We start from the raw sequence: 25,610 nt of genomic DNA on the forward strand, positions 1-25,610 counted from the left end.
GCTGGGTGACCGACGCCGACGGAGAGCACACAGAGACACTCATCGGTGACGCGGAGATCATCGAGCGGGTGAAGGCCGGTGACAACGCCGCCTACGGCACTCTCTACGAGCGCCACGCGGGGGCCGCCCGGGGCCTCGCCCGCCAGCTGTTGCGCGGTGAGGCCGAGGTCGAGGACGCCGTCGCCGAGGCGTTCACCAAGGTGCTCAGCGTCATCCAGCGCGGCGGCGGGCCCAGCGACGCGTTCCGCCCCTACCTGCTCACGGCGGTCCGCAACGCCGCCTACGACCGGGGGCGAGGGGACAGACGCCAGGTCGTCACCGACGACATGGAGAGCTACGACTCCGGCGAACCCTTCGTCGACCCCGCCCTGGAGGGTCTCGAACGTTCGCTGATCGCCCGGGCCTTCCTCTCCCTGCCCGAACGCTGGCAGTCCGTGCTCTGGCACACGGAGATCGAGGGGGTCAAGCCCGCCGAGGCGGCCACCATCCTCGGGATGAACGCCAACGGTGTGGCCGCCCTGGCCTACCGGGCGCGCGAGGGCCTGCGCCAGGCCTACCTGCAGATGCACCTGGCGGGCGGCGGCGCGGCCGAGGCGTGCCGACCCACGTTGGCGCTGCTCGGCGCCTACGTGCGCGGCGGGCTGTCCAAGCGCGACACCACCAAGGTCGACCGGCACATGGACGACTGCGGGGACTGCCGCGAGGTGTACGCGGAGCTCATGGACGTCAACGTCGGCCTGCGCGGGATCGTGCTACCGCTGGTCGTCGGCTTCGGCGCCACGGGGTACCTCGCCGCGACCCCGGGCGGTGTCGCGACCGGAGCCTGGTGGAACCGGATGTCCCGGCGCCAGCAGCAGGTCTCGGCGGGGGCCGCGGCCGCCGCGGGTGTGGCCGTCGCGGTCGCGCTGGCCCTGGTGGGAGGCGAGGGAGCACCGCCCACCGATCCCCCTCCGGTGGCCGCGCCCCAGGAGGACCCCCCGGCGGCCGGGGCGCCCGCGACCCCCGACGATCCCCCCGCCCAGGACCCGGCCGCCCCCGATGACCCCGCGGACCCGGCCGACCCGGAACCCGAACCGGCACCGCTGCCCGTGCCCTCGGTGCCCGCCGACGTCCCGGCCGCGCCGGAGCCTTCGCCCGGGACCCCGCCGCAGCCGGAGGCCCCGGAGGACACCCCGCCCGTGGTGGAGCCCGAGGAACCGGAGGAGCCCGGACCGGAGTTCGCGGCGGGCATCGACCCCGTCGGCGCTCTGGTGCCGGGCAGCGACGGGATCATGGTCCTGGACGTGCTCAACGTGGGCGCGGCAACCGCCGGTGACGTGGTCGCCGCCATCACGCTGCCGCCCGGGGTGGAGATGATCTCCTCCGGTGGCGCCGGGAACGCGGTCCCGATGGCCGTCGGGAACGGGGACTGGGGCTGCTCGACCGGCAGTGGCGGTGGGGAGTGCGTGCGCACCGGAATGGCGGAAGGGGAGAACAGCACCCAGTTCCTCGACGTCCGGGTGGCCGCCGACGCCGACGTGGACGTCCCCGCCAGCGTGGTGATCTCCTCGGGTGAGGTCAGATTCGAGGCGGTCGGCGAACGAGGGGTGACCCCGGACGGGATCGCCGCCCGCTACGCCACCGCCGGGCAGGTACGCACCGAAACGGTCGGGAACGCCCTCCTGACCTGCACCGAGCCGGACCCCCCGAAGGGCGGATGGCCCTGGCCCTGGTGGGGTTGGCCGGGAGGCGGCTCGTTGGAACTCCCGGACGAGGGCGCGGTGGTCCCGCCGGAGGAAGGTGTGGTCCCGCCGGAGGAAGGTGTGGTCACCCCACCCGACGACGCGGACCTCAGCCGCGCGCCCGCCGATGTCACCCCCGTCTCTCCCGGACTCGGCGGGGGAATCGGTGACCTTCTCGAAGAGGGCGGTGACCCGAGCGACACCCCGGAGGGGGCCGACGACGACACGGAGGGCGCACCCGAGGGACGGGACGAGCCCGAGGAAGAGTCCGGTGACGGCTCCCCGGAGGAGACTCCCGAGTCCCCGGACCCCGTCGAACCCCCTGAGGAGGGGTACGCCGATGAGGGGGAAGAGGAGGAGGCCCCCGGGGTCTGCGCCGACGCCCGCCAACGGATCGGCGACCGGCTCGACAACGACAACTGGGTGATGGCCCCGCTCGACCGCGACCAGGACCCCACCACCACCTCCTCCAGCTCCGCCACCTGGGACCTCCCCGAGGGCGGAACGGTGCGCTGGGCCGGACTGTACTTCTCGGCCGCGGGGGAGCCGGGCGCCCCCACCGCGCGGGTCAGGGGCCCCGGCATGGCCGCGTACACCACCGTCACCGCGACCGACACCCGTACCGCCGACCTGCCGGGCTACCGCGCCTACCAGGCCTTCGCCGACGTCACCGAGCTGGTCCGGTCGGGCGGGGGCGGCGAGTGGTGGGTCGGCGACGTCCCCGCACGCGAGGGCAGGGGCGTCCACGCCGGATGGAGTCTCGTGGTGGTCATGGAGGACCCGTCGGTGGAGGGCTACCACCAGGCGATGGTGCTGGACGAGACCACCGCGGTCTTCCAGGACGGCGAGGGGGCGCGCTTCCCGGTGTCCGGTCTTCTGCCGGAGTCGGTCCCGGCCCGGTTCGACGTGGTGGCCTGGGAGGGCGACGCGGACCTCGCCGGTGACCGGGTGACGGTGGGCGGGACCCCGGTCGCACCGACCAGCGGACACGGGAGCGTCGACAACGCCTTCGTGAGCTCCGCGCGCGGGGCGGTGGGCGATCCGATGACGTTCGGGACCGACGTGGTCCGATTCGACGCGGTACTCGGGCGCGAATCGGATATCCGAATCCCGTCCGGTCAGGACGCCGTGTTGGTGGGCGTCGTCGCCCTCACCGCGCCGATGCGCACCTGAGGCCGGTGGCCGGGATGCCCCTTGCGTGGCCCTTCCGGGCCTGGTGGGGCATCCGCGGGAGCGGGCACGACGCCGAAGGGCCTCCTTTGCGTAGCAGGTTAGTAACTGTAAGTATTCGTCGATGGCACGCAAAACGAGACAGACTTGGCTAGGCTGTGCCCCGGTCATGGATATGGCCCCAGAGATCGACAGGGAAGGGGGCGGTGTCACGTGGACCGCTGCGCGTTGTTCGTCGACGCGGGATACCTTCTCGCCGACGGTGCGATGGCCGTGCACGGAACCCGTAACCGGGACTCCGTCGCCTGGGACTACTCCGGTCTCGTCCAGTTCCTCAACGAGGTGGCTCGGGACCGGACGGGGCTGCCGCTCCTGCGCTGCTACTGGTACGAGGCGGTCGCCGACGACCGGCGGGCCCAGGAACAGGACAGCATCGCCGACATCCCCGGCGTCAAGTTCCGGGCCGCACGGATACGGCCGGGACGTCGTGAAGGCGTGGAGAGCTACGTCCAACGGGACCTCACCACCCTGGCCCGCACCGGTGTCCTTTCCGACGCGGTCCTGGTCAGCGGCGACGAGGACATGGCGCCCGTGGTCGCCGACGTCCAGGACATGGGTGTGCGCGTCACCGTCGTGCACATCTCGGTGGAGGGCAACTGGACCATCTCCCGAGCCCTGCGCCGGGAGAGCGACGACCTCATCGAGATCGGCGCCGGGCACCTGCGCCCCCACGTGAACCTCCTGTCCGGTGGCGGCTCCACACAGGAGACCGCCGCCAAGACGACCACCCCCTTCGCCAACGGCCGCGGCCGGTCCGCCCCCGAGTCGCCGCGCCAGCCCGAGACCCCGCAGCCGCGCCAGCCTGCGTCGTCGCCGACCAGCTCCAACCGGGGAGAGCCGGTCAACACCTCCACCGGCGGACTCGAGGCGATGTTCGCGGGCACCGGCGGACAGCCCGTGCCCCAGGGCAGCGCCATGGAGCAGCTGCGTGCGATGCGCCGCTCGATAGCGCAGCAGCGCGGCGTCGACCACCTGGCCGGGCCCGGCTCGGAGAGCCCCTCCTCCGGTGGCATCGACGCGAACGGCTTCCCCTCAGGCGGACAGGCCCCGCCCGGGGTGAACGGCAACGGTTCCTACCCCGGTGCCTCCGGGTCGCATCCCGCGCCCAACGTCCACGCGGCCCAGAACGGGCACGGCCCCAACGGCCAGGGCGGATATCCGCCCTCCGGCACCGGCGGGCACCCGTCCATGCGCGGGATGGAACAGGGCGGTTACGGCCTCCAGGGCAGACCGGTACAGGGGCAGCAGCCGGGGCAGCCGATGCCCGGCGCCCAGCCCGGATACACCAACGGGACCGGGCCGCAGCCGTCCTTCAACGGGACGGGACCCCAGCGGTCCTTCGACACGGGGACCGGTCCGCAGGCCTCGTTCGCCGACTTCCAGCAGGGGCCACCGCAGAGAAACTCACCTCCGCCCGGCCCGGACCTGAGGTTCGGTCCCGGTGACGAAGCAGGCTTCGGAGGTGGGGCGGACACAAACCCTACCTATGGGACCAGTACGGCAACTGACACCGCTCGCCGCGGTGGCGCCGCCCCCGGTTTCGGGGAACGGCGACCTACTGGTCCCGAGTACGACAGCCGGTTCGGTACGGCTGGATACCAGGAATCCAACCCTAGTCCTGGATATACCCAACAGACGGGCTCCGGCGCGCATACCGTTGATGACGCGGTGCATGTCGCGCACAAGGAAGGGAACGACTTCGCGGAGTCGATCGCTCGTGAGGCGCCCGCCCTGTGGGTGGAGGCTGTCCTGGCTCGTAGGCCGAGGATGCCCTCCGACCTGGAGGCGAGGCTGCTCCAGGGTTCCTCGCTCCCGATCGACCACCTGTTGCGCGACGAGGTCCGTGACGGACTGCGCCAGGGGTTCTGGCAGGCACTGGAGCGTGCCAGGCCCTGACCGGCGCGCGCGAGTGCGAGTAGGGGATGGGGGCGACGCGGTTGACCCAAGTGACGACGGCAGAACTCGACCGGTTGGAATTCCACGCCGTCCGGTCGGGTGAACACAGCCGGATCGCCGCCCAGCTGCTGGACCTGGCCAACCAGGTCGACGCGGGGAGCGAGGTGACCCGGGCGGAGCTGTTCGTACGCGCCGGCGAGCAGTGGGAGATCGCCCAGGAGTTCGAGCGCGCCTGCGCCGCCTACCAGCGGGCCATGGACGACGGCGGCCCGACCGTGGTCGACGCGCACGCGCTGAGCGCGGGGGCGCTGCTCCAACTGGACGAGCGCGACCTCGCCTACAAGCACCTGAAGCGGCTCGAGAAGGGGGTCCAGCCCGGACTCCAGACCCACATCCACGTGGCCGAGGTCCTCTACGCCCACGACGACCTGGAGGGCGCGGAGCGCTGGGCCACCTCGGGCGCGCGCTGGTTCGGCAACCGCAACCTGTCCCCCTACGCCCGGGACCTGTTCGACGAGCTCCTGCGCATTCGCTTCCGGATCCGGACCGACCTCGGCCTGGCAGAGGACGACCTGGACATGCTCCTGGACTTCTGACCGGCACACGCGGTCGCGGCCGGGCGCCCGTGCGTGCCCGACCCGGGGTACGGCGAGCCGTGCGGCCGCCGACGACACCCCCGGGAAGTGAGCTTTCTGACGCGCCCCCGACCCGGCCCCTGCCGGGGGCGTGATCGGCCGTCTCCGGACTCCCAGGGTCCGTTTCCCGCAGCCACACCGACCGGGTACGCCAGGTTCGGTCGTCGATCCCGGGTCGCGCGAACCCTTCTCCGGCGTATCCGCGCGGCCCTGTGGCCGATCTCCGGGAGTCGGGCGGACACGTGCGCCCCGCCGACGTTCTAGGCTGGGTCCCACCCCCCCACGAAGGCCCTCGAACCCGGCCGGAGACGCCCTGTCACAGGGCGCCCGTGGGGCACTCATACCACGCTCCAGGCGTGTGTTCGACATCCGTCGAAGAATCCGAGAAATCCGCGACACGCCATCATCTTGCGGTGTTCCAAGGTGGCACCCCCTAGATGTAGTATCGGGACCCGTTGGTGGTTCACCGGGGTTCCCTCCCTGGTGAGCAGACGGGAACGACGACCGCCACGCGCGACGAGGCCCCACGGGGCCCCGGGAAGCGGAGGTTGAGTAGGTCACCCGCGGGTCCCAGGGCCCGCCATCAGCAACGCAGACGAGGGGGCTTCGAGGGGAGTCGCCGCGACCCGCCGGTCGCGGGTCCATCCGCATCCGGTGCGGTGGGCCGCCGGTGCGAGCCGCGCGTCTGCTACTCGTGAACCCCGTTCCCCGCCGGGACTCTTCTTTACCGAGGTTGGAGCCGCTGTATGACCCTTGACGTCGAGGCCGTGCCCGCATCCGTTCGGCCCGCGCCGACCAACGGAGGTGGCGCCCCCGCCGCCATCGACCGGATCGAGCACGTCGTAACCGAGGCCTGTGCGCGGCTCACCGGTGTTTCGGCGGCGAAGGTCCTCACCGAGGCGCGTCGGGGCTTCTTCCCCGGGATCGCGGACTCCGAGGTCGAGCTGGCCCTGGTCATGGCCGCCCGCAGCTACGTCGAGGTCGACCCGAACTACTCGTACGTGGCCGCCCGCCTGCTGCTCGACAAGCTCCGCACCGAGGCCCTCAGCTTCGTCAGCGGCGCCGCCGAGACCGCCACCCAGTCCGACATGGACGACCGCTACGCCAGCTACCTGGCCGCCTACGTCGGGCGCGGCATCGACCTCGGTCAGCTGGACCCGGCGCTGGCCCAGTTCGACCTGGAGCGCCTGGGCAAGGCCCTGCACGCCGACCGCGACGAGCAGTTCACCTTCCTCGGCCTTCAGACCCTGTACGACCGCTACTTCCTGCACAGCGACGACGTCCGCTACGAGCTCCCGCAGGCGTTCTTCATGCGCGTCGCGATGGGTCTGGCGCTCAACGAGGACGACCGCGAGGCCCGCGCCATCGAGTTCTACGAGCTGCTGAGCTCGTTCGACTTCATGGCCTCCACGCCCACCCTGTTCAACTCGGGCACGGTCCGCGCGCAGCTGTCGTCCTGCTTCCTCACCACGGTCGGCGACGACCTGCACGACATCTTCCACGGCATCAGCAACAACGCGATGCTGTCCAAGTACTCGGGCGGTCTGGGCAACGACTGGACCCCGGTCCGCGGCCTCGGCTCCCACATCAAGGGCACCAACGGCAAGAGCCAGGGCGTCGTCCCGTTCCTGAAGATCGCCAACGACACCGCGGTCGCGGTCAACCAGGGCGGCAAGCGCAAGGGCGCGGTCTGCGCCTACCTGGAGACCTGGCACATCGACATCGAGGAGTTCCTCGACCTCCGGAAGAACACCGGTGACGAGCGCCGCCGCACCCACGACATGAACACCGCGAACTGGGTTCCGGACCTGTTCATGAAGCGCGTGGAGGAGCAGGGCACCTGGACCCTGTTCTCCCCGGACGAGGTCCCCGACCTGCACGACAAGTACGGCCAGGACTTCGTCGAGGCCTACGAGAAGTACGAGGCCGAGGCCGAGGCCGGCCGCATCAAGGTCTCCAAGAAGATGCCCGCCGTGGACCTGTGGCGCCGCATGCTCACCATGCTGTTCGAGACCGGCCACCCGTGGATCACCTTCAAGGACCCGTCGAACCTGCGTTCGCCGCAGCAGCACAACGGCGTGGTGCACTCCTCCAACCTGTGCACCGAGATCACGCTGAACACCAGCAAGGACGAGGTCGCGGTCTGCAACCTCGGCTCGGTGAACCTGCCGCAGCACGTGGGCCCGAACGGCATGGACGTCGAGCGTCTGCGCCGCACCGTCCGCACCGCCGTGCGCATGCTCGACAACGTCATCGACGTGAACTTCTACACGATCCCCGAGGCGCGCCGCGCGAACATGCGCCACCGCCCGGTCGGCCTGGGCCTCATGGGCTTCCAGGACGCGCTGTTCAAGATCCGCACGCCGTTCGCCTCCGAGGGCGCGGTGACCTTCGCGGACGAGAGCATGGAGCTGATCAGCTACTACGCCATCGAGGCGTCCATGGAGCTGGCCAAGGAGCGCGGCGCGTACGAGAGCTTCGACGGCTCGCTGTGGAGCAAGGGCGTCCTGCCCATCGACTCCCTGCGCCTGCTCGCCGACTCCCGCGGCGGCGACCTCGACATGGACCGTGGCGAGACCCTGGACTGGGACTCCCTGCGTGAGCGCGTGAAGACCACCGGGATGCGCAACTCCAACGTCATGGCGATCGCGCCCACCGCGACCATCGCCAACATCACCGGCGTCAGCCAGTCGATCGAGCCGGTCTACCGGAACCTGTTCGTCAAGTCGAACATGTCCGGCGACTTCACCGTCGTCAACGACTACCTGGTCCGCGACCTCAAGGAGCGCGGTCTCTGGGACGAGGACATGGTGTCGGCGCTCAAGATGCACGACGGCAGCCTCGGCGACATCGACCGCGTGCCGGACGACCTCAAGGCCCTGTACGCCACGGCGTTCGAGGTCGACCCCAACTGGCTGGTGGACGCCGGTTCGCGCCGCCAGAAGTGGATCGACCAGGCCCAGTCGCTCAACCTGTACATGGGCGCCCCCAGCGGCAGGAAGCTGGACGCCCTGTACCGCCGCGCCTGGCGCTCCGGTCTCAAGACCACCTACTACCTGCGTTCGCAGAGCGCCACCCACGTGGAGAAGAGCACGCTCAAGGGCACGGACGGCCGTCTCAACGCGGTCGCCTCCACCCCGGCCGCCCCCGTGGCGGCCCCGGCTCCCAGCCCCGTCGAGAGCCCGGCTCCCAGCCCGGCCCCGGTGGCCGAGCCGGTGGCGCCCGAGCCCGAGGACGAGTTCGAGATCGTCGACGGCCAGGCGTGCGGCATCGAGGACCCCGAGTGCGAGGCCTGCCAGTAGCGAGGGACCCCGGGGCGCCCGCGACACCCGCGGGCGCCCCCGCCCCCCTCGTGGCACCCCTCCACTCCCCGAAGACGACCCCGGCCCGACCGGAGAACGGACAAGTTCGAGCATGACCGCGGTTTCCGAGAACAGCGCAGCGGCCACCAGCGGCCTCGGCGAGATCGAGCGCGACGCCGAGCGCGTCAACGTCGACGACAAGTCGATGATCAACGCCCGCGCCGACGTGAACCAGCTGCTGCCCCTCAAGTACACGTGGGCGTGGGAGAAGTACCTGGCCGGGTGCAACAACCACTGGATGCCCACCGAGGTGGCGATGCAGGCCGACATCGCGCTGTGGAAGTCCAAGGACGGGCTCACCGAGGACGAGCGCCTCATGCTCAAGCGCAACCTCGGGTTCTTCGCCACCGCGGAGTCCCTGGTCGCCAACAACATCGTCCTGGCCGTGTACCGCCAGCTCACCAACCCGGAGTGCCGCCAGTACCTGCTGCGCCAGGCCTTCGAGGAGGCGGTGCACACGCACACCTTCCAGTACATCTGCGAGAGCCTCGGCCTGGACGAGGGCGAGCTCTTCAACATGTACCGCGAGGTCCCCTCGATCACCGCGAAGGACGCCTGGGCGCTCAAGTACACCCAGAACCTGGAGAACCCGGAGTTCCGGACCGGCACGCCCGAGGCCGACCAGTCCTTCCTGCGTGACCTGGTCGCGTTCTACGTGATCTTCGAGGGCATGTGGTTCTACACCGGCTTCGCGCAGATCCTCTCGCTGGGCCGCCGCAACAAGATGGTCGGCATCGCCGAGCAGTACCAGTACATCCTGCGCGACGAGTCGATCCACCTGAACTTCGGCATCGACGTGATCAACCAGATCAAGATCGAGAACCCGCACCTGTGGACCGAGGAGTTCCAGGCCGAGGTCCGGCAGATGCTCACCGACGCCTGCGAGCTTGAGGTGGCCTACGGCCGCGAGACCATGCCGCGCGGCGTGCTGGGCCTCAACGCCGAGCTGTGCGAGAAGTACATGCACTTCATCACCGACCGCCGCGCCGAGCAGATCGGCCTCGCCCCCATCTTCGGCGAGACCGAGAACCCGTTCCCGTGGATGTCGGAGATGATGGACCTCCAGAAGGAGAAGAACTTCTTCGAGACCCGAGTGATCGAGTACCAGACGGGTGGCGGCCTGGACTGGGACTAGGTCCTTCCTGGGAGGACACGAGTCTCTCCCCTTCCAACGGCCCGGGGCGGGCGCGCGCCCCGGGCCGTTCGCGTGCCCGGGCCTCCCCGATCAGTCACGCTGCCCATTGTGGGCCCCGTCCTCGGTCATTTCCCCTACCGATCAATTCGGTGTCGGAGGCAGAAAACAAAAGGGTGAATGGTGCCCGGGATCCGACGCCACAATGGTGCCGTGTGGTGAGCGGAGTGGTGGGTTCCCGAGCGAGGCGCCGCTGGTCATCCCTGGCAGTCGCGTTGACTCGTGCGAACCGAGGTACACGTGCCGGGAGTGGCGCAAGTGAATGCGGATTCGCCGAGGTGCGAAGGGGTCGTTCTCCCCAGGGGTATACGGACAGGCCGAGAAGATCGGTGATCCGCCTTTTCCGGGCGAGAGCGCGGAACACGTCCTAAGCTGACCGAGTGATCCCCTCCTGCGATCCCGCGGCCGAAGCGGTCTTCCGCCGCGTCCGGGCCGACAACGCCCTGGAGGTCACCGTCGAGCGGCTGATGTGCGCCATCAGGCTCGGTGTCGTCCCGGCGGGCGGCCGGTTCCCGGCCGAGCGCGACCTCTCCTCCCGGCTCGGCGTCAGCCGTGTCACCCTGCGCGAGGCGATCCAGCACCTCCGGCGACGGGGCTTCGTCGAGTCCCGTCGCGGTCGGGGCGGTGGCACCTTCGTCGCCGAGCCGCCCCCGAGGCCCACCCCCGAGGAGGCCCGCCACGGCCTCGGTGGGACCGGGACGACCGCCCTGGAGGACCTGCTCTCCTTCCGGCGCACCCTGGAGACGGGTGCGGTGGTCCGGCTGGCCGAGACCGGCCTCACCGTGGACCAGCACGCCCTCCTGGACCGGCGCGTGGGTGTGGCCGCCGATGCCGGACCCGCCGACTACCGGCGCTGCGACACCGTCTTCCACATCACCCTGGCCCAGCTGACCGGATCCGAGCGGACGGCAGCGGCGGTCACGGACGCGCGGATGAGGATCAACCAGCTCATGGACGTGGCACCGCTGACCGAGGACGGTCTGGCGGCCAGCGACGGGGAACACCGTCGGATCGTCCGAGCGGTGAGGGCGCGCGACCCCGAGGCGGCGCGACTCGCACTGGGCGGGCACCTGGCCGGAGTGGAGCGCCGGTTGCGGGAGCTGCTCGGCTGAACGCACGGACGCCCGAGGGGCCGTCTCGTTTCCGAGTGTGGTCGTGTCTCGTTATCCGAGACCGTTTCGGGGCCACCGGGAGTCGCGTATGTCCGATCCGACAAACAGGACTTCGCAGCGATGGCCTTCTGGACAATTCTGCCTGGTCAAGAACTCGACCAGGTCTCGACCGGGTGTTGTTTCGCACACAGGGCATTGTGGTCTGGGCTACCAACCGTGATGATCGGGCCTGTTCTTAGTAAATGACGCTAAACGGTCAAACGTTGGCGTTCCAGGGAAAGGAGGAGACGGTTGAACCCCGACTCCTTGGTCGGCCCCATCGTGACCTTCACGATCTATCTCGGCCTCATGGTCGCGATGGCTGTGTACTTCTACAGCCGCACACAGTCACAGTCCGACTTCGTCCTGGGGGGTCGCAAGCTGGGCAGTCTGGTCACCGCCCTGAGCGCCAACGCCAGTGACTTCAGCGGATGGCTCCTGCTGGGTCTGCCCGGCGCGATCTACGCGTCCGGTCTCGGTGAGGCCTGGATCGCGGTCGGTCTGGCCTCCGGCTTCCTCGGCAGCTGGATCCTGCTCGCACCCCGCCTGCGGGTGTACACCGAGCGCGTCACCGACTCCCGCCATGGTGGCGAGTCCAACTCGCTCACCCTCTCCGCCTTCTTGGAGAACCGCTTCAACGACCGCACCCGTCTGCTGCGCGCGGTCTCGGCGATCCTCATCATCGTCTTCTACTTCTTCTACGTCGCCTCCGGCATGACGGCGATGATGTCGCTGTTCGACCAGGTCTTCGGGCTCAACCCGGAGCTGGCGGTGCTCATCGGCCTCGGCATCGTGGTCGCCTACACCGTCATCGGCGGCTACCTCGCCGTCTCGGTCACGGACGTCGTGCAGGCCATGATGATGTGGCTGGCCCTGCTAGTGGTGCCCGTGGTCGCGATCAGCTTCCTGGGCGGCCTCGGCGCGGTCGCCGACGGCGTCAACGCCAACGGCGAGAACCTGATGTCGGCCTTCGGCGGCTCCACCCTCACCGACGGGGCCTGGGTGTCCACCGAGACGCTCGGCTGGGTCGTCATCGTCTCCGGTCTGGCCTGGGGCTTCGGCTACTTCGGCCAGCCGCACATTCTCGCCCGCTACATGGGCATCCGCTCCCTCAAGGACATCCCCAAGGCCGCGGCCATCAGCGTGACCTGGGCGGTCACCGCTATGGCGCTGGCGCTCCTCGTGGGCTTCGTCGGCATCTCCTACTTCGACACCCCGCTCGACGACCCCGAGCAGGTCTTCCCCCGCCTCATCGACGCCCTGATGAACCCGTGGGTCGCGGGCTTCCTGCTGGCCGCCATCCTCGCGGCGGTCATGAGCACCGCCGACTCCCAGCTCCTGGTGGCCTCCTCCGCCATCACCGAGGACGGCTACAAGGCCTTCGTCAACAAGGACGCCGACCCGAAGACCCTCATGTGGCTCAGCCGCCTGGCCGTGGTCGTCGTGGCCGTGGTGGCCGCGCTCGTGGCCCTGTACGGCGACCAGTCCGTCATGGGCCTGGTCGGCTACGCCTGGGCGGGCTTCGGTGCGGGCTTCGGTCCGGTCCTGGTCCTCGCCGTGTTCTGGCGCCGGATGACCTGGGCCGGAGCCCTGGCCGGGATGGTCGCGGGCGCCACCACCGCCATCATCTGGGACAGCATCGACGAGGCCTACCTCGGCCTCGGGCTGTACGCCATGGTGCCCGCCATCGCCCTGAGCGTGCTGTGCATCTTCGTCTTCAACGGGCTCGGCAAGGTCAGCCCGCAGATGGAGGCGGACTTCGACCTCGTGCAGGCCGAACTCAAGGCCGGCGGTCGGGACGACGAGCCCCAGCCCGTCGCCTGACACCCGTCCTACGGAGCCCGCGGTCCCTGTCGGACGGACCGCGGGCCCCGTAACGAAAGGCTTCCGTGCCCGTGTCACGTTCGGCACGGGCACGCTCGCGCTCTGGCGCCGCACCCTCCAGAACGGTAGAACGGTGACATGTCGTCACTGACGGAACACCCGGCCGCCTGGACCCGCACCGACGTACCCCAGGGGTTGGGGCTCGGAGCGGTGCTTCCCGAGCCCGACGGCCACCGTCTGGAGGCCGGGGAGACCGTGGTGGAGGGGGAGGAGCGCTTCTTCACGCGCTTCACCGTCCGCACGGACCTGGCCTGGACGACCCGCGAGGTCCGCGCCGAGGTGCTCTCCACCAGCGGGCCCAGATCGGTCACGCTCCGGGCCCAGGGCGGCCACTGGACCGACGCGGACGGCCGCCCGCTCCCCGAACTGGTGGGCTGCCTGGACGCCGACGTCGCGGCCACCCCCCTGACGAACACGCTCCCCATCCGCCGCCTCGGACTGCGCCCCGGAGAACACCGGGACATCGCGGTCGCGTGGATCGACATCCCGTGCCTGCGGGTCCGCCGGGTCCGTCAGCGCTACACCCGCCACCCGGCCGAGGACGGGTTGGAGCGGTACACCTACCGCGACCCCCTCCACGGCGAGTACCGGCTGTCAGTGGACGGTGACGGCGTGGTGGTGGACTACGAGCGGTTCGCCCGCCGCCTGCGCTCGCACGCCTGACCACGTGGTGAAGCCATCCCCCGCAAGGGTGATAATCGGTGGACCACGCACCACACCCAGGGAGCGCACGTGACCGAGACCGAGCTGAGCGAGCAGCGCCGCGAGATCATCCGCGACCTCGAAGTCCCCGAGCACTTCGACGTCGACGCCGAGATCGAGCGCCGCGTGGCCTTCCTCGCCGAGAGACTCACCACGACCGGTGCCCGCGCGCTGGTCCTCGGTATCAGCGGGGGTGTGGACTCGCTCACCGCCGGACGCCTGTCCCGTCTGGCCGTCGACCGCGCCCGCGAGGCCGGGCACGACGCCGAGTACGTGGCCGTGCGCCTGCCCTACGGGGCACAGAAGGACGAGGAGGACGCGGCCCGCGCCGTGGAGTTCGGCGCCCCCGACCGCTGCCTGACCGTGGACGTGCGCCCGGCCACGGACGCCATGGCCGCCTCCCTCACCGAGGCCGGCGTGACCCACGAGCACGCCTTCGCCGAGGACTTCGTCGTCGGCAACGTCAAGGCCCGTCAGCGGATGATCGCCCAGTACGCGATCGCGGGCGGCCTGCGCGGCCTGGTGGTCGGCACCGACCACGCCGCCGAGGCGGTCACCGGCTTCTTCACCAAGTACGGCGACGGCGGGGTCGACCTGGTTCCCCTGACCGGCCTGACCAAGCGCCGGGTGCGCGCGGTCGCCGCCGAACTCGGCGCCCCCGAGGACCTGGTGAACAAGGTGCCCACGGCCGACCTGGAGACGCTCACCCCGCAGAAGCCCGACGAGGACGCGCTGGGGCTGACCTACGACCAGATCGACGACTTCCTCGAGGGCCTCCCGGTTTCCGACGAGGTGGTCCGCACCCTCGTGGACCGCTACCGTGTGACCGGGCACAAGCGCGCCCTCCCCACCGCTCCCTGATCCCCCCCCGGGTCCCCGCGGCACCACCTCGCCCCGGCCCCACCCGCACCCCCGGCACCGCGGACACCCCCGCGTCACCGGCGCACCGGGGGTCCCGGTAGTGCTGGCACCACCCTCAGGGGGAGGGCAGGCCGTCGGTGAGAGAGGGTACCCAGCGCCCTCGCGCCCCCTTTGACCTGGCACCTAGAGTCGATACCAGCGACGCGTCACCACTGCCGTCATCCGTATCGGTGAGCGCCCGTCAGCAGGGCACGCACCGGGACGTGTCGGGACCCCCCACAGGTCAGCACAGCCCGGTCAGCACGTCCAGGCGCCACCGGTGCCGGGACGTCCCCCAGAACCCGGGAAAGACCAAGGAGCGACAAGCCATGACCGTGACCGTCGAACCCGCGGGCGGGGACCGGCCCCCGACCACCGCCACAGCACCGGCGGTGGCCGCGCCCCGTTCCAGGAGCCGGGACCGTTTCCTCGACTTCCTGCGCCTGTTCGTCATGGTCCTGGTGGTCCTCCAGCACTGGTGGCTGCCGGTGCTGACCGTGCAGTCCGAGGGCGAGCTCGCCGCGACCAGCGTCCTGAGCACACCGGGCGGGTTCGCGCTCACCTGGGTGTCCCAGGTCATGCCGCTGATCTTCTTCGTGGGCGGCGCCGCCAACCTGATCAGTTGGCGTTCGGCCCGGGCCCGGGGCGAGTCCGCCTCGGTCTGGTGGGCCAAGCGGCTGCGGCGGCTGGCCTGGCCGGTGGTGCCCCTCGCGGTGGTGTGGATCCTCGCCTCGCACCTGGCGGTCCTGGGCGGAGCCCCCCAGCAGCCGGTGCTGGTCGGCGCGGGCGCGGCGGGCATGGTCCTGTGGTTCCTGGCCGCGTACGTGCTGGTGGTGGTGGCGACGCCGATCCTGGTGGCCGCCCAGGACAGGTTCGGTTGGTGGGTCCCCGCCGCGCTGCTGGCCGGCGCGATGGTCGTGGACCTGAGCCGGTTCGGGTTCGGGGTGGAGGCCTTCGGCTTCCTGAACGTGGCCTTCGTCTGGCTGGCCGTGCACCAGTTGGGGTTCCGGTACGCGACCGGTGCGATCCGCCGCCCCCACGCGGTGGGGATGGCGGTGGTCGGCGCCGTGACCGCCGTGGTCCTGGTGTACGTGGGGCCCTACTCCCTCAACATGACCGGTGTGTTCGCCGCCGAGACCTCGAACGTGGCCCCGCCGACCCTGGTGCTGGCGGCGCTGGGTGCGGTGCAGGTCGGCGTCGCGATGCTCCTGCGGGACCGGATCTCCGCGTGGTCGGACCGGCCCGGTCCGGCGCGGATGCTGGACCGCGTCTCGCCGCAGCTGATGACCGTGTACCTGTGGCACATGCTGCCGATCTCCGTGGTCGCCGGGGCCGTCGTGTACGGACTGGGGATCAACACGCCCGACCCGATGACCGGGCTGTGGCTGCTGTGGGGCGTGCTCGGCGTGGCGGTCCTGGTGCCGCTGCTCCTGCCGCTGGCCAACTGGGCCGTGCGGTTCGAGGAGCCTCCGAAGGTCCTGCGGGGCGACCCGGGGCTGTTCCGCGTGCTGGCCGCCGCCGCGCTGATCGGCGGGGGACTGCTGGCCCTGACCGTGGCCGGTCTGGGCTTCGGTCTGGCGCCGGTGCTGGGCCTGGTGGCCGTGGTGTTCGGTCTGCTGCTGACCGCCGCACCGCGTGCGCGCTCCGCCGCCGGGTCAACGCGAGCCCAGCTTTTGCCCAGTTTCCTGGTTCGACCCGGTGGTCGGGACGGTTACCTCGGGTAGACCGGTGGGATGAACCCCAGACGCATCGCCTTCGAACGGAGCGGAAGCGGTCGCCCCGTGGTCCTGCTGCACGGGCTCGGGGATCGCAGACAGAGCTGGGAGGCGGTGTCGCCCCGGCTGGCCGCCGACTACGAGGTGGTCAGCGTGGACCTGCCGGGGTTCGGGGAGTCTCCGGCTCCGGAGCTGGACGAGCCCTACGACGTGCACAGTCTGGTGCGGGTGATCCGGGAGTTCTGCGAGTTGCACGGGTTCGAGCGGCCGCATCTTGCGGGCAACTCCCTGGGCGGCTCCATCGCCCTGGAACTGGGGGTCCAGGGGGTGGCCGGATCGGTGACGGTGTTCTCACCGGCCGGGTTCTCCGACCGGCTCGCCCGTTGGGGCATGCGCACGGTGGGGGCGGTGGCCAACCTCGCCACCCACCTGCCCATGTCGGTCAAGGAGCGGCTCGCCGACACCCCGCCCGCGCGTGCCGCCGCGCGCATCGCCCTGCGCGGCGACCCCTCCTCGCCCGAGGCGAAGGCGACCCGGTTCGGTATCCAGGGGCTCACCCCGGGAGCGCCGTACGTGCGCATGGTGCCGAGGATCGCCGACTACGACTTCACCTCGCGCCCGATCACCTGTCCGGTCACCATCGCCTGGGGAGACCGGGACCGTACGCTGCTGCCCTCCAGCGCGGAACACGCCCACCAGCGGGTCCCCAACGCGCGCATGGTGTCGCTGCTGGGTGTCGGACACATCCCGATGGCGGACGATCCCCTCAGCGTCGCCGAGCACATCCGCTGGACGTGCAGCGCCGCCGACCGGGCACGGAGAGGGGCGAACGGAGCCTTCCCCGGGAGACGCGGCGCGGGATAGCGTGGCGGGCGGAACGACTGCCTGAGGAGGCACTGGTTTGACCACTTCGACACGCCCCGCGCCGGGGTCCCCCGCGTGGTTGGGAGCGGAGGAACGGCGCCTGGTCGACTTCGCCGCCGGCGCGGCCGTCCCCGACGGGTTCGGCTGGCTGGACGCCCGGGGCGGTGTGGAGCCCGACCGCCCCACCGAGACCTGGATCACCGCTCGCATGACGCACGTGTTCGCCCTGGCGCACCTGCGAGGTGACGCGCGCGCCGCCGCGCTGGCCGACCACGGGCTGGCGGCCCTCTCCGGGCCGCTGCGCGACACCGAGCTGGGCGGGTGGTTCGACGAGGTGCCGGAGGAGGATCCCACCAGCGCTCGGGAGCGCTCCCAGAAGCTTCCGGACAAGTCCGCCTACCCCCACTCCTTCGTCGTCCTGGCCGCCTCGTCGGCGACCCTCGCCGCCCGGCCGGGCGCGCGCGACCTGCTGGACGAGGCCCTGAGGGTGTTCGACACGTACTTCTGGGAGAAGGAGGCGGCCTGCGTCCGGGAGAGCTGGGACGCCGACTGGACCGTCACCGAGCCCTACCGGGGGGCCAACAGCGCCATGCACTGGGTGGAGGCGCTCCTGGCCGCCGCCGACGCCACCGGTGACACCGGCTGGACCCGGCGGGCCCTGGCCATCGCCGAGCGCCTCGTGCACGGGGTGGCCGCCGAGCACGACTGGCGCCTGCCCGAGCACTTCACCCCGGAGTGGCGGCCGGTACCGGACTACAACCGCGACCAGCCGGACCACCCCTTCCGCCCCTACGGCAGCACCACGGGCCACCTCCTGGAGTGGGCACGCCTGCTCATCCACCTCGAACTCGCCCTGGAACGCGCGGGCGGGACCGCACCCGCGTGGCTGCGCGCCGACGCCGAACACCTCTTCGCCAACGCCGTCCGGCGCGGCTGGGGAGTGGACGGCGCGGAGGGCTTCGCCTACACCCTGGACTGGGAGGACCGTCCGGTCGTGCGCCAGCGCATGCACTGGGTGGTCGCCGAGGCCACCATGGCCGCGTGGGTGCTGGCCCGGCGCACCGGCGACACCGCCTACACCGAGCAGTACGAACGCTGGTGGGACTACGCGGACCGCTTCCACGTGGACCGCGAGAACGGCAGCTGGCGGCACGAGCTCGACCCCGCCAACCGCCCCTCGGACGCGGTGTGGGCGGGCAAGCCGGACGTCTACCACGCCTACCAGGCCGCCCTGCTGCCGCAGGTCGGGTTCTCGACCTCGATCGCGGCCGCCCTGCCCGGCAATGGAGGGACGCGGTGAGCGGGGAGGCGACGGGCACCGAACCCGGATCGACCCGACTGGTCGTGGTCGGGGAGAACGTCATGGACCTGCTCCCCACCCGGCACGGCCCGGGCGTGCTGCGGGCCGCACCGGGCGGCGGCCCGGCCAACACGGCGCTGGCCGCCGCCCGACTGGGAACGCCCACCCGGCTGCTCGCCCGGATCGGCGCCGACGGCTTCGGGGATCTCATCCGGGAGCGCCTCCTCACCGGGGGGCTGGACCCCTCGGGGCTGGTCGCGGCCGAGGAACCGTCCGCGCTGGCCCTGGCCACCCTCGGCGAGGACGGGTCGGCCCGGTACGACTTCCGCATGGACGACGCCGCCGACTGGCGGTGGCAGCCCGGCGAACTCCCCGGCACCCTGGGACCCGGCGTGGTGGCCCTGCACGCCGCCTCGATCGCCCTCTTCCGGGAACCGGGGGCCTCGCGGATCGAGGCGCTGCTGCGGCGCGAGCACGGCCGGGGTCAGGTGACGGTCTCCCTCGACCCCAACATCCGGGCCGACGTGGTCGGGGACCCGGCCGAGGCCCGCGCGCTGGCCCTGCGCCACGCGGCCCAGGCGCACGTGGTCAAGGCCAGCGACGAGGACCTCGCCTTCCTCTACCCCGAGTACACGCCGGAACGGGCCGCGCACGCCCTGGCCGCGCTCGGTCCGGCGCTGGTCGTGGTCACCCTCGGCGGGGACGGGGCCTTCGCCCTCTCCCACGGTGTGGTGGCCACGGTCCCCGCGCCGAGTGTGGAGGTCGTGGACACGGTCGGGGCGGGCGACTCCTTCATGGGAGCCCTGCTCCGCCGCCTCGACCTGGACGACAGGCTCGGCGAGCGGCCGCGGAGCCGTCTGTCCGGGCTGACCGAGGCGTACCTGACGGACCTGCTGACCTTCGCCGTCACCGCCGCCGCGCACACGGTCACCCGGGAGGGGGCCGACCCGCCCACCACCGCCGACATCCGGGAACGCCTCCGGGGTTAGGCGTCCCCCGGCGGGAGGGGCCGCCTCCCGCCGGGGCTCAGACCCGTGGGCTCCGGGGCCGGGGCACCGAACCCAGACCCTCGCGGGTCTGGGCGACGACATGGTCCACCACGTCGGTCATCCGCTCCCGCCGCGCGTAGGCCAGGCGCTGGCGGTGGGCGCCCGATCCCACGGTGAGGACCCGGTCGAGCAGGGAGGACACCAGGTCCGTGTCGCCGGAGACGGCGAGGCCGGGCAGGGCGGCGCGGCGGACCCGTTCCATGGCGGCGCTCGCGGTCAGGGACTCGCCGGTCAGCGGGTCGGGGATCACCCCCTCCAACCCCTCCCGGGCGGCCCGCCACACGGCGGCGCGCAGGGTGTGCGTGTTGACGGCGGGCGCGGGAACCCCGTGCCGCACGTCGTTGAGGGCCCGTGTGGCCAGGCCGCGGGTGAGGGTGGCGAAGAGCAGGGCCTCGTCGGCGGTGGCGGCCACGTCGCCCACCCGGATCTCCAGGGTGGGCAGGTGGTCGGAGAGGCGGATGTCCCAGTAGACCATGTGGCGGTCCAGGATCGCCCCGGTGGAGGTCAGTCCCCGGACGGCGCTCTCGTGCTCCTTGACGGTGCCCATCAGCGGCGGCGGTCCGGCGGACGGAAGCCGGTTCCAGGTGACCGTCCGCCAGCTGGCGTGACCGGTGTCCCGGCCGGACTGGAAGGGCGAGTTCGCGGCCAGCGCGACCAGGAAGGGCAGCCATCGGCGCAGGTGGTCGCTGACGGCGACGGCGGTGGCGGGGTCGGGGATGCCGACGTGCACGTGACAGCCGCACACCACGTGGGAGTCGCGCAGGGCGCCGAAGTGGGTCGCGATGGCGGCGTAGCGGCGCCCGTCGCTGACGGCGACCGACGCGGGGTCGCCCAGGATCGGCGTACCGGTCGCGGCGACGGCCAGGCCCGCGCCGTCGGCGGCCCGGTGGAGTTCGGCCCGTGCGGCCTCCAGGAACGCGCGGGCCTCCTCGGAGGTGGTGCACACGGGGCTGTTGGCCTCCACCTGGGCGCGGGTGAACTCGCCGCACAGGTGGGGGCCGAAGGCGCGGGTGAGGGCGAGGACGTCGGGTGCCCGGGAGAGGATGCGGCGCGTGCGCGGGTCGACGACGAAGAACTCCTCCTCCACACCGAACGTCAGTGGTCGGTTCGCGGCGCCGACGGGAATGCGTCGGTCGTCCGCTGTCAGGGAGCGGTTCTCCATGCGGGTCCTCCGGCTGTCCGATCCAGTGTGTCCCGCACTGGATATCCCGCACGAGGACGGCGGCGACAGTGTCCCGCAGTGGACAAAAAGCTATCCACGAGTCGTTTGTGTCGTTTGTCTGTTTCGCTGTCGGGGCGCTTCCGCGCACGGTGTCCTGATTACCTGGACGGACGTGCGCGGAGTTCCGGTATCGCGCCGAGAGAGTGACCGGGATCACTTTTCTGACACCGAAAAGCCGTTCTGGCCACCGGTTTCGCTTGCGGAACACCATCCCCGAGAAGTCACCCGAAGACCACCAGAACCCCCGTGCGCGGGCGCCACTCGCGACCCCGAGCGGGTATCGGTGAAACGACCAGTGTGTCCGTTCACATCTGCCGGAGCGGGGCGGCGCTGTGCGAATGTGAACAACGTGACGGAACGGTACACGGAGCCCCCGAGCGTACGCCTCCGGGGCCGGGACGCTGAGCGGAGGACCCTCGCCGACGCCCTGGGCGACGCGAGGTCCGGGCGAGGCGCGTCCGTGCTCCTCACGGGCGGTCCGGGCCAGGGCCGAAGCCTCCTGCTCGACCACGTCCGCGACACCGCAGGTGACTTCACCGTCCTCCACGTGGGCGGGGTCCCCACCGAGACCGACCTCCCCTGCTCCGGCCTCCAACGCCTCCTGCGCCCCGTGGGGCCGGTGCTCGACCGACTCCCGGCAGCCCAGCGCGACCTCCTGCGGGAGGCCCTCACCCGGGGCGGCGGCAGCGACACCGACCGGTACCCGCTCTACACCGCGGTCCTCGAACTCCTCTCCGAGGCGAGCACCGAACGGCCGCTCCTGCTGTGCGTGGACGACGCCGAACTCCTGGACTCCGCCTCGCTCGACGCCCTGGCGTTCGCCGCGCGGCGTCTCACCGGCACCCGGATCGCGGCCGTGTTCGCGGCCCGGGGCGGACACCCCCGATCCACCGCCCCCGGTCCGGTCCCGGGGGTGACCGAACTGGTCCTCGCCCCGCTGGAGGACCGCGCGGTCCACGACCTGCTCACCGACCGCGCCCCCGCCCACCTGTCGTCCCCGGTCCGCACCGGACTGGTCCGCGCCGCCCACGGAAATCCCGCAGCGGCCCTCGGTTTCCTCTCTGCCCTCACCCCGGAGCAGGTCCGGGGTGAACATCCCCCGCCCGAACCCCTTCCGCTCGCGGCACGGTTGCGCTCCGCGCAGCTCGCCCCCTACGAGGAGCTGCCCGACGACGCCAGGCGGCTCCTGCTGCTCGGCGCGCTGGCCGCCGAGCCCCGGGTCCATCTGCTCCTGGACGCCGCGTGCGAGCCCGACCACCCCGAACCCGCGCCCTCGGTGTCCACCCTCGAACCGGCCGAGGAACGCGGCCTGGTGCGCGTGGACGGCGACACCCTGGTCTTCCCCGACCCGCTCCTGCGGGAGGCCGTCGTCCAGGGCACCCCCGCCGGTCGCCTGCGCGCGGCCCACCGAGCCCTGGCCGGGGTGACCGACCGCGAGCACGCTCCGGTCGAGTTCGCCAGGCACGCCGCCTGCGGCGCCGACGCCCCCGACGCCGACCTCGCCGACCGGATCGCGGCCGCCGCCAGGCGGGCCAAACGCCTGGCGGGACCGCTCGCCGCCTCCCACACCAACGAGCGCGCCGCCGCCCTCACCCCCGACCCGGACGAACGCGCCTGCCGCCTGGCCACCGCCTCCTACGAGTCCCACCTCGCCGGAGAGCCCGAGCGCGCCGCACAGCTGCTCGGGCGGGCCCGGCCGCTCGCGGTCTCCGACCGCCGCCGGGCCGTGATCTCCCTCATCGAGGCCGCCTTCGAGACCTGCGACTCCAACGCCGTCGACGCCGCCGAACGGTTGTACGCCGTCGGCCGCGAGCTCATTCCGCACGACCGCACCCTCGCCCTGCGCGCCCTGGTCCGCTCCGCCGACAGCGCCTCCTACGCGGGGGACCCGGTCCGCCACGCCAGGGCCACCGAACTCGCCGTCCCGCTGGTCCGCCCGGACGACCCGCCCTCGATGCGACTGATCGCCGCCTTCCTGGAGGGGTGCACGGTCTCGTTCCGGGGCGACTACGTGAACTCCACCCCGCTGCTGCGCGAGGCGATCCGACTCTCACACGGAATGAGCGCCCCCTCGGAGCTGGTGTGGGCGGGGATCTGCGGCCTCCGCCTGGGGGACGCCCCCTTCGTCCGCACCGTCACCACCCGTGCGGCGGAGTCGGCCCGATCCCGAGGAGAACACGCGTTCGTGCCCTCGGCTCTGGCCTTCCTCGTGTTCTCCGAGTTCTGGAGCGGGCGCTTCCCGTCCGCCGCCGGGACCGCCCTGACCGGGCTGCGGGCCTCCCGCGAGTCCGGCCAGTCCATCTGGGTCGCCCAGAACCTCGCCTCGCTGGCGATGATCGCCGCCATCCAGGGCGACGTCGACACCTGCCACATCCGGGCGCGCGCGGTGACCGCCCAGGCCGGGGAGAAGAGCCTCGGACTGCCCTCCGCCCTGGCCTCCTGGGCCCAGGCCGTCCTCGAACTCTCACGCGGCAACGCCGCCGACGCCTTCTTCCGGTTGCGCTCCCTGGTGCACGCGGGCCCCGGACACGGGCACCCCACCATGCGACTGCTCACCGCCCCGCACTTCGTGGAGGCCGCGGTCCGCACGGGCAAGACCGGGTGGGCGCGCGCCTCCCAGGCCGGGTACCGGGGCTGGGCCGAGGCCGTGGAGAGCCCGAGCCTCCTGGCCCTGGCCGCCCGCGGGGACGGTCTGCTCGCCACCGGGGAGGAGGCGGCCGACCACTTCGAGACCGCGCTCGACCTGCACCGGGCCTGCGGGGACGACGACGTCGAACACGCGCGCACCCAGCTGCTCTTCGGCGCCTCCCTGCGGCGGTCCCGCCTGCCCGGGCGCGCCCGCGAGCACCTGTACAACGCGCTGGAGACCTTCGAGCGCTTCGGGGCGCGGCTGTGGGTCCGGCAGACCCGCGCCGAGCTGCGCGCCATCGGGACCGCCGAACGCGGCCCGCAGACCCCGGCCACGGGGGACCTGACCGCCCAACAGCAGCAGATCGCCCAACTGGTGGCGGAGGGCGCGACCAACCGTGAGGTGGCCGCGCACATGTTCATCAGCCCGCGCACCGTGGAGCACCACCTGCGCGGCATCTTCCGCAGGCTCAACATCCGGTCCCGAGTGGACCTGGCCCGACTCCTGAACTGAACACGTCCCGGGACCGGACGCGACGGCGCGTGCGGGCGCCCCGTCGCGCCGACCAGGGGATACCAACTGGTCGGTATGAAGTCCGGCAAGCAGCCGGAGAGAGGCAGTCATGACAACGACCGCACCGGAACACCTCCTGACAGCCAAGGGGGTGACCGTGCGCTTCGGAGGGCTCACCGCGCTCGACGACGTCGGGCTCCGGGTCGACCCGGGCTCCGTCGTCGGTCTCATCGGACCCAACGGAGCGGGAAAGACCACCCTCTTCAACGTCCTGTCCGGGGTGCTGCGCCCCACCAGGGGAGCCGTCTCGTGGAAGGGGGCGCCGCCACCCGGCAGGCGCACCCACCACCTGGCCAGGGCCGGGATCGCCCGGACCTTCCAGGGCCTCAACCTCTTCCCGATGATGCCCGTCATCGGGAACGTGATGGTGGGGGCCGACCGCCTCGCCAGGGGCGGGGCGTTCTCCCTCGTCAGCGGCCTCGGACGGCACCACCGCGACGAACGCGAGCTGAGGGAGCGGGCCATGGCCGCACTGGAACGCTTCGGCGTCGCCGAGCACGCGCACCGGCTGCCCGGCACCCTGCCCTACGGGGTGCAGAAGCAGGTCGCCCTCGCCCGCGCCTGCGTCGGCGAACCCGAACTCCTCCTCCTGGACGAACCCGCCAGCGGGCTCTCCGGCCACGAGATGACCGAACTGGCCGATCGGATCCGGGGACTCAGCCAGGACATGGCGGTGGTCCTCGTCGAACACCACATGGACCTGGTCATGGACGTCTGCGACCGCGTCGTCGTCCTCGACTTCGGCAGGGTCATCTCCTCCGGGACCCCCGAGGAGGTCCAGGCCGACCCCGCCGTCACCCGGGCCTACCTGGGCACCTCCACCGACCCGGCCACCGGACCCGACGACCGGAACGGGGACCCCCGATGACCCGGCACCTGCTCACCGTCGAGGACCTCAGTGCCGCCTACGGCGCCGTCCGGGCCCTCGACGGCGTCAGCCTCACCGTCCCCGAACGCGGACTGTGCGCCGTCCTCGGGGCCAACGGCGCGGGCAAGACCACGCTCCTGCGCACCCTCACCGGCCTGCACCGCGCCGCTTCGGGGCGGGTCCTGCTCGCGGACGAGGACATCACCCGGCTCCCCACGGAACAGGTCATCACCCGGGGTCTGGCCCACGTCCCCGAGGGCGGCGGCGTGGTCGTCGAACTCACCGTGGAGGAGAACCTGCGCCTTGGGTCCCTCTGGCGCGCGGACCGACGCGACCGGACCACCCTCGACGAGGTCATGGACCTGTTCCCGCCCCTGGCGGAGCGCCGCGCGAAGGCCGCCGCCACCCTCTCCGGCGGGGAGCGGCAGATGCTCGCCATCGGCCGCGCGCTCATGGCCCGGCCCCGCGTCCTGCTCCTCGACGAACCCTCGCTCGGCCTCGCGCCCCTGATCACCCGGCGCATCCTCGACCTGCTCCGCGACCTGCGCGACCGCACCGGCCTCACCGTCGTCCTCGTCGAGCAGAACGCCGCCGGGGCCCTGTCCGTGACCGACCACGGCTACGTCCTCAACCAGGGGAGCGTCGTGGCGGAGGGGCCCTCCGCCGAACTCCTGGCCGACGACCGCACGCGCCACGCCTACCTCGGCTTCTGAGGGA

17 protein-coding genes are annotated in these 25,610 nt (G+C 71.9%); 16 read left to right on the plus strand and 1 reads right to left on the minus strand.

Annotated features, from left to right (window positions below; genetic code table 11):
- Positions 1-5 precede the first annotated feature (5 nt).
- From KBX21_RS14215 to KBX21_RS14275, 13 genes are all read left to right on the plus strand, one after another.
- Positions 6-2,894 carry a sigma-70 family RNA polymerase sigma factor gene (locus KBX21_RS14215; RefSeq protein ID WP_210842185.1) on the plus strand — a complete coding sequence of 963 codons (2,889 nt, stop codon included), beginning with the start codon at positions 6-8 and terminating at the stop codon, positions 2,892-2,894.
- Positions 2,895-3,104: 210 nt separating this feature from the next.
- On the plus strand, positions 3,105-4,847 hold the full coding sequence (locus tag KBX21_RS14220) for an NYN domain-containing protein (RefSeq protein ID WP_049579729.1): 1,743 nt from the start codon (positions 3,105-3,107) through the stop codon (positions 4,845-4,847).
- A 26-nt stretch (positions 4,848-4,873) separates the two neighbouring features.
- Positions 4,874-5,443 (plus strand): hypothetical protein, encoded by a 570-nt coding sequence (locus tag KBX21_RS14225; protein ID WP_210842186.1) that lies wholly within the window; start codon positions 4,874-4,876, stop codon positions 5,441-5,443.
- Positions 5,444-6,228: 785 nt separating this feature from the next.
- On the plus strand, positions 6,229-8,784 hold the full coding sequence (locus tag KBX21_RS14230) for a ribonucleoside-diphosphate reductase subunit alpha (RefSeq protein ID WP_049579724.1): 2,556 nt from the start codon (positions 6,229-6,231) through the stop codon (positions 8,782-8,784).
- A 112-nt stretch (positions 8,785-8,896) separates the two neighbouring features.
- The gene (locus KBX21_RS14235; RefSeq protein ID WP_017544419.1) at positions 8,897-9,979 is read left to right on the plus strand and encodes a ribonucleotide-diphosphate reductase subunit beta; all 1,083 of its coding nucleotides are present in this window, start codon (positions 8,897-8,899) and stop codon (positions 9,977-9,979) included.
- Between the two features lie 437 nt (positions 9,980-10,416).
- Positions 10,417-11,148 (plus strand): FadR/GntR family transcriptional regulator, encoded by a 732-nt coding sequence (locus tag KBX21_RS14240; RefSeq protein WP_210842187.1) that lies wholly within the window; start codon positions 10,417-10,419, stop codon positions 11,146-11,148.
- Between the two features lie 291 nt (positions 11,149-11,439).
- A complete protein-coding gene (putP, locus tag KBX21_RS14245; protein WP_199776648.1) occupies positions 11,440-13,011 on the plus strand; it encodes a sodium/proline symporter PutP in 1,572 nt (523 codons plus the stop codon).
- 138 nt (positions 13,012-13,149) lie between these two features.
- A complete protein-coding gene (locus KBX21_RS14250) occupies positions 13,150-13,734 on the plus strand; it encodes a putative glycolipid-binding domain-containing protein (protein WP_210842188.1) in 585 nt (194 codons plus the stop codon).
- A gap of 69 nt (positions 13,735-13,803) precedes the next feature.
- Positions 13,804-14,634: an ammonia-dependent NAD(+) synthetase gene (nadE, locus tag KBX21_RS14255; RefSeq protein WP_049577697.1), complete on the plus strand. Its 831-nt coding sequence runs from the start codon at positions 13,804-13,806 to the stop codon at positions 14,632-14,634.
- A 368-nt stretch (positions 14,635-15,002) separates the two neighbouring features.
- Positions 15,003-16,397, plus strand: a complete 1,395-nt coding sequence (locus KBX21_RS14260; RefSeq protein WP_210842189.1) for an acyltransferase — start codon at positions 15,003-15,005, stop codon at positions 16,395-16,397.
- Between the two features lie 9 nt (positions 16,398-16,406).
- Positions 16,407-17,252: an alpha/beta fold hydrolase gene (locus tag KBX21_RS14265; RefSeq protein ID WP_049577690.1), complete on the plus strand. Its 846-nt coding sequence runs from the start codon at positions 16,407-16,409 to the stop codon at positions 17,250-17,252.
- Between the two features lie 37 nt (positions 17,253-17,289).
- Positions 17,290-18,552 carry an AGE family epimerase/isomerase gene (locus KBX21_RS14270; protein WP_210842190.1) on the plus strand — a complete coding sequence of 421 codons (1,263 nt, stop codon included), beginning with the start codon at positions 17,290-17,292 and terminating at the stop codon, positions 18,550-18,552.
- A complete protein-coding gene (locus KBX21_RS14275) occupies positions 18,549-19,541 on the plus strand; it encodes a carbohydrate kinase (protein WP_210842191.1) in 993 nt (330 codons plus the stop codon). Before KBX21_RS14270 ends, KBX21_RS14275 begins: the two co-directional genes overlap by 4 nt.
- Positions 19,542-19,578: 37 nt before the next feature.
- Here KBX21_RS14275 and KBX21_RS14280 read toward each other — a convergent pair whose 3' ends face one another.
- Positions 19,579-20,763 (minus strand): glutamate--cysteine ligase, encoded by a 1,185-nt coding sequence (locus tag KBX21_RS14280; RefSeq protein WP_210842192.1) that lies wholly within the window; start codon positions 20,761-20,763, stop codon positions 19,579-19,581.
- Between the two features lie 409 nt (positions 20,764-21,172).
- Between KBX21_RS14280 and KBX21_RS14285 the strand changes: the two genes are divergently transcribed.
- The 3 genes from KBX21_RS14285 to KBX21_RS14295 all read left to right on the plus strand — a co-directional run bounded on the left by KBX21_RS14285 (position 21,173) and on the right by KBX21_RS14295 (position 25,606).
- Positions 21,173-23,965, plus strand: coding sequence for an AAA family ATPase (locus KBX21_RS14285; RefSeq protein ID WP_307869213.1), 2,793 nt, complete (start codon positions 21,173-21,175; stop codon positions 23,963-23,965).
- Between the two features lie 109 nt (positions 23,966-24,074).
- Positions 24,075-24,893, plus strand: a complete 819-nt coding sequence (locus KBX21_RS14290; RefSeq protein WP_210842194.1) for an ABC transporter ATP-binding protein — start codon at positions 24,075-24,077, stop codon at positions 24,891-24,893.
- On the plus strand, positions 24,890-25,606 hold the full coding sequence (locus KBX21_RS14295; RefSeq protein WP_049577673.1) for an ABC transporter ATP-binding protein: 717 nt from the start codon (positions 24,890-24,892) through the stop codon (positions 25,604-25,606). The genes KBX21_RS14290 and KBX21_RS14295 overlap by 4 nt, the downstream gene beginning before the upstream one ends.
- Positions 25,607-25,610 lie beyond the last annotated feature (4 nt).

Source organism: Nocardiopsis sp. B62 (assembly GCF_018070675.1).
GTDB lineage: Bacteria > Actinomycetota > Actinomycetes > Streptosporangiales > Streptosporangiaceae > Nocardiopsis > Nocardiopsis prasina.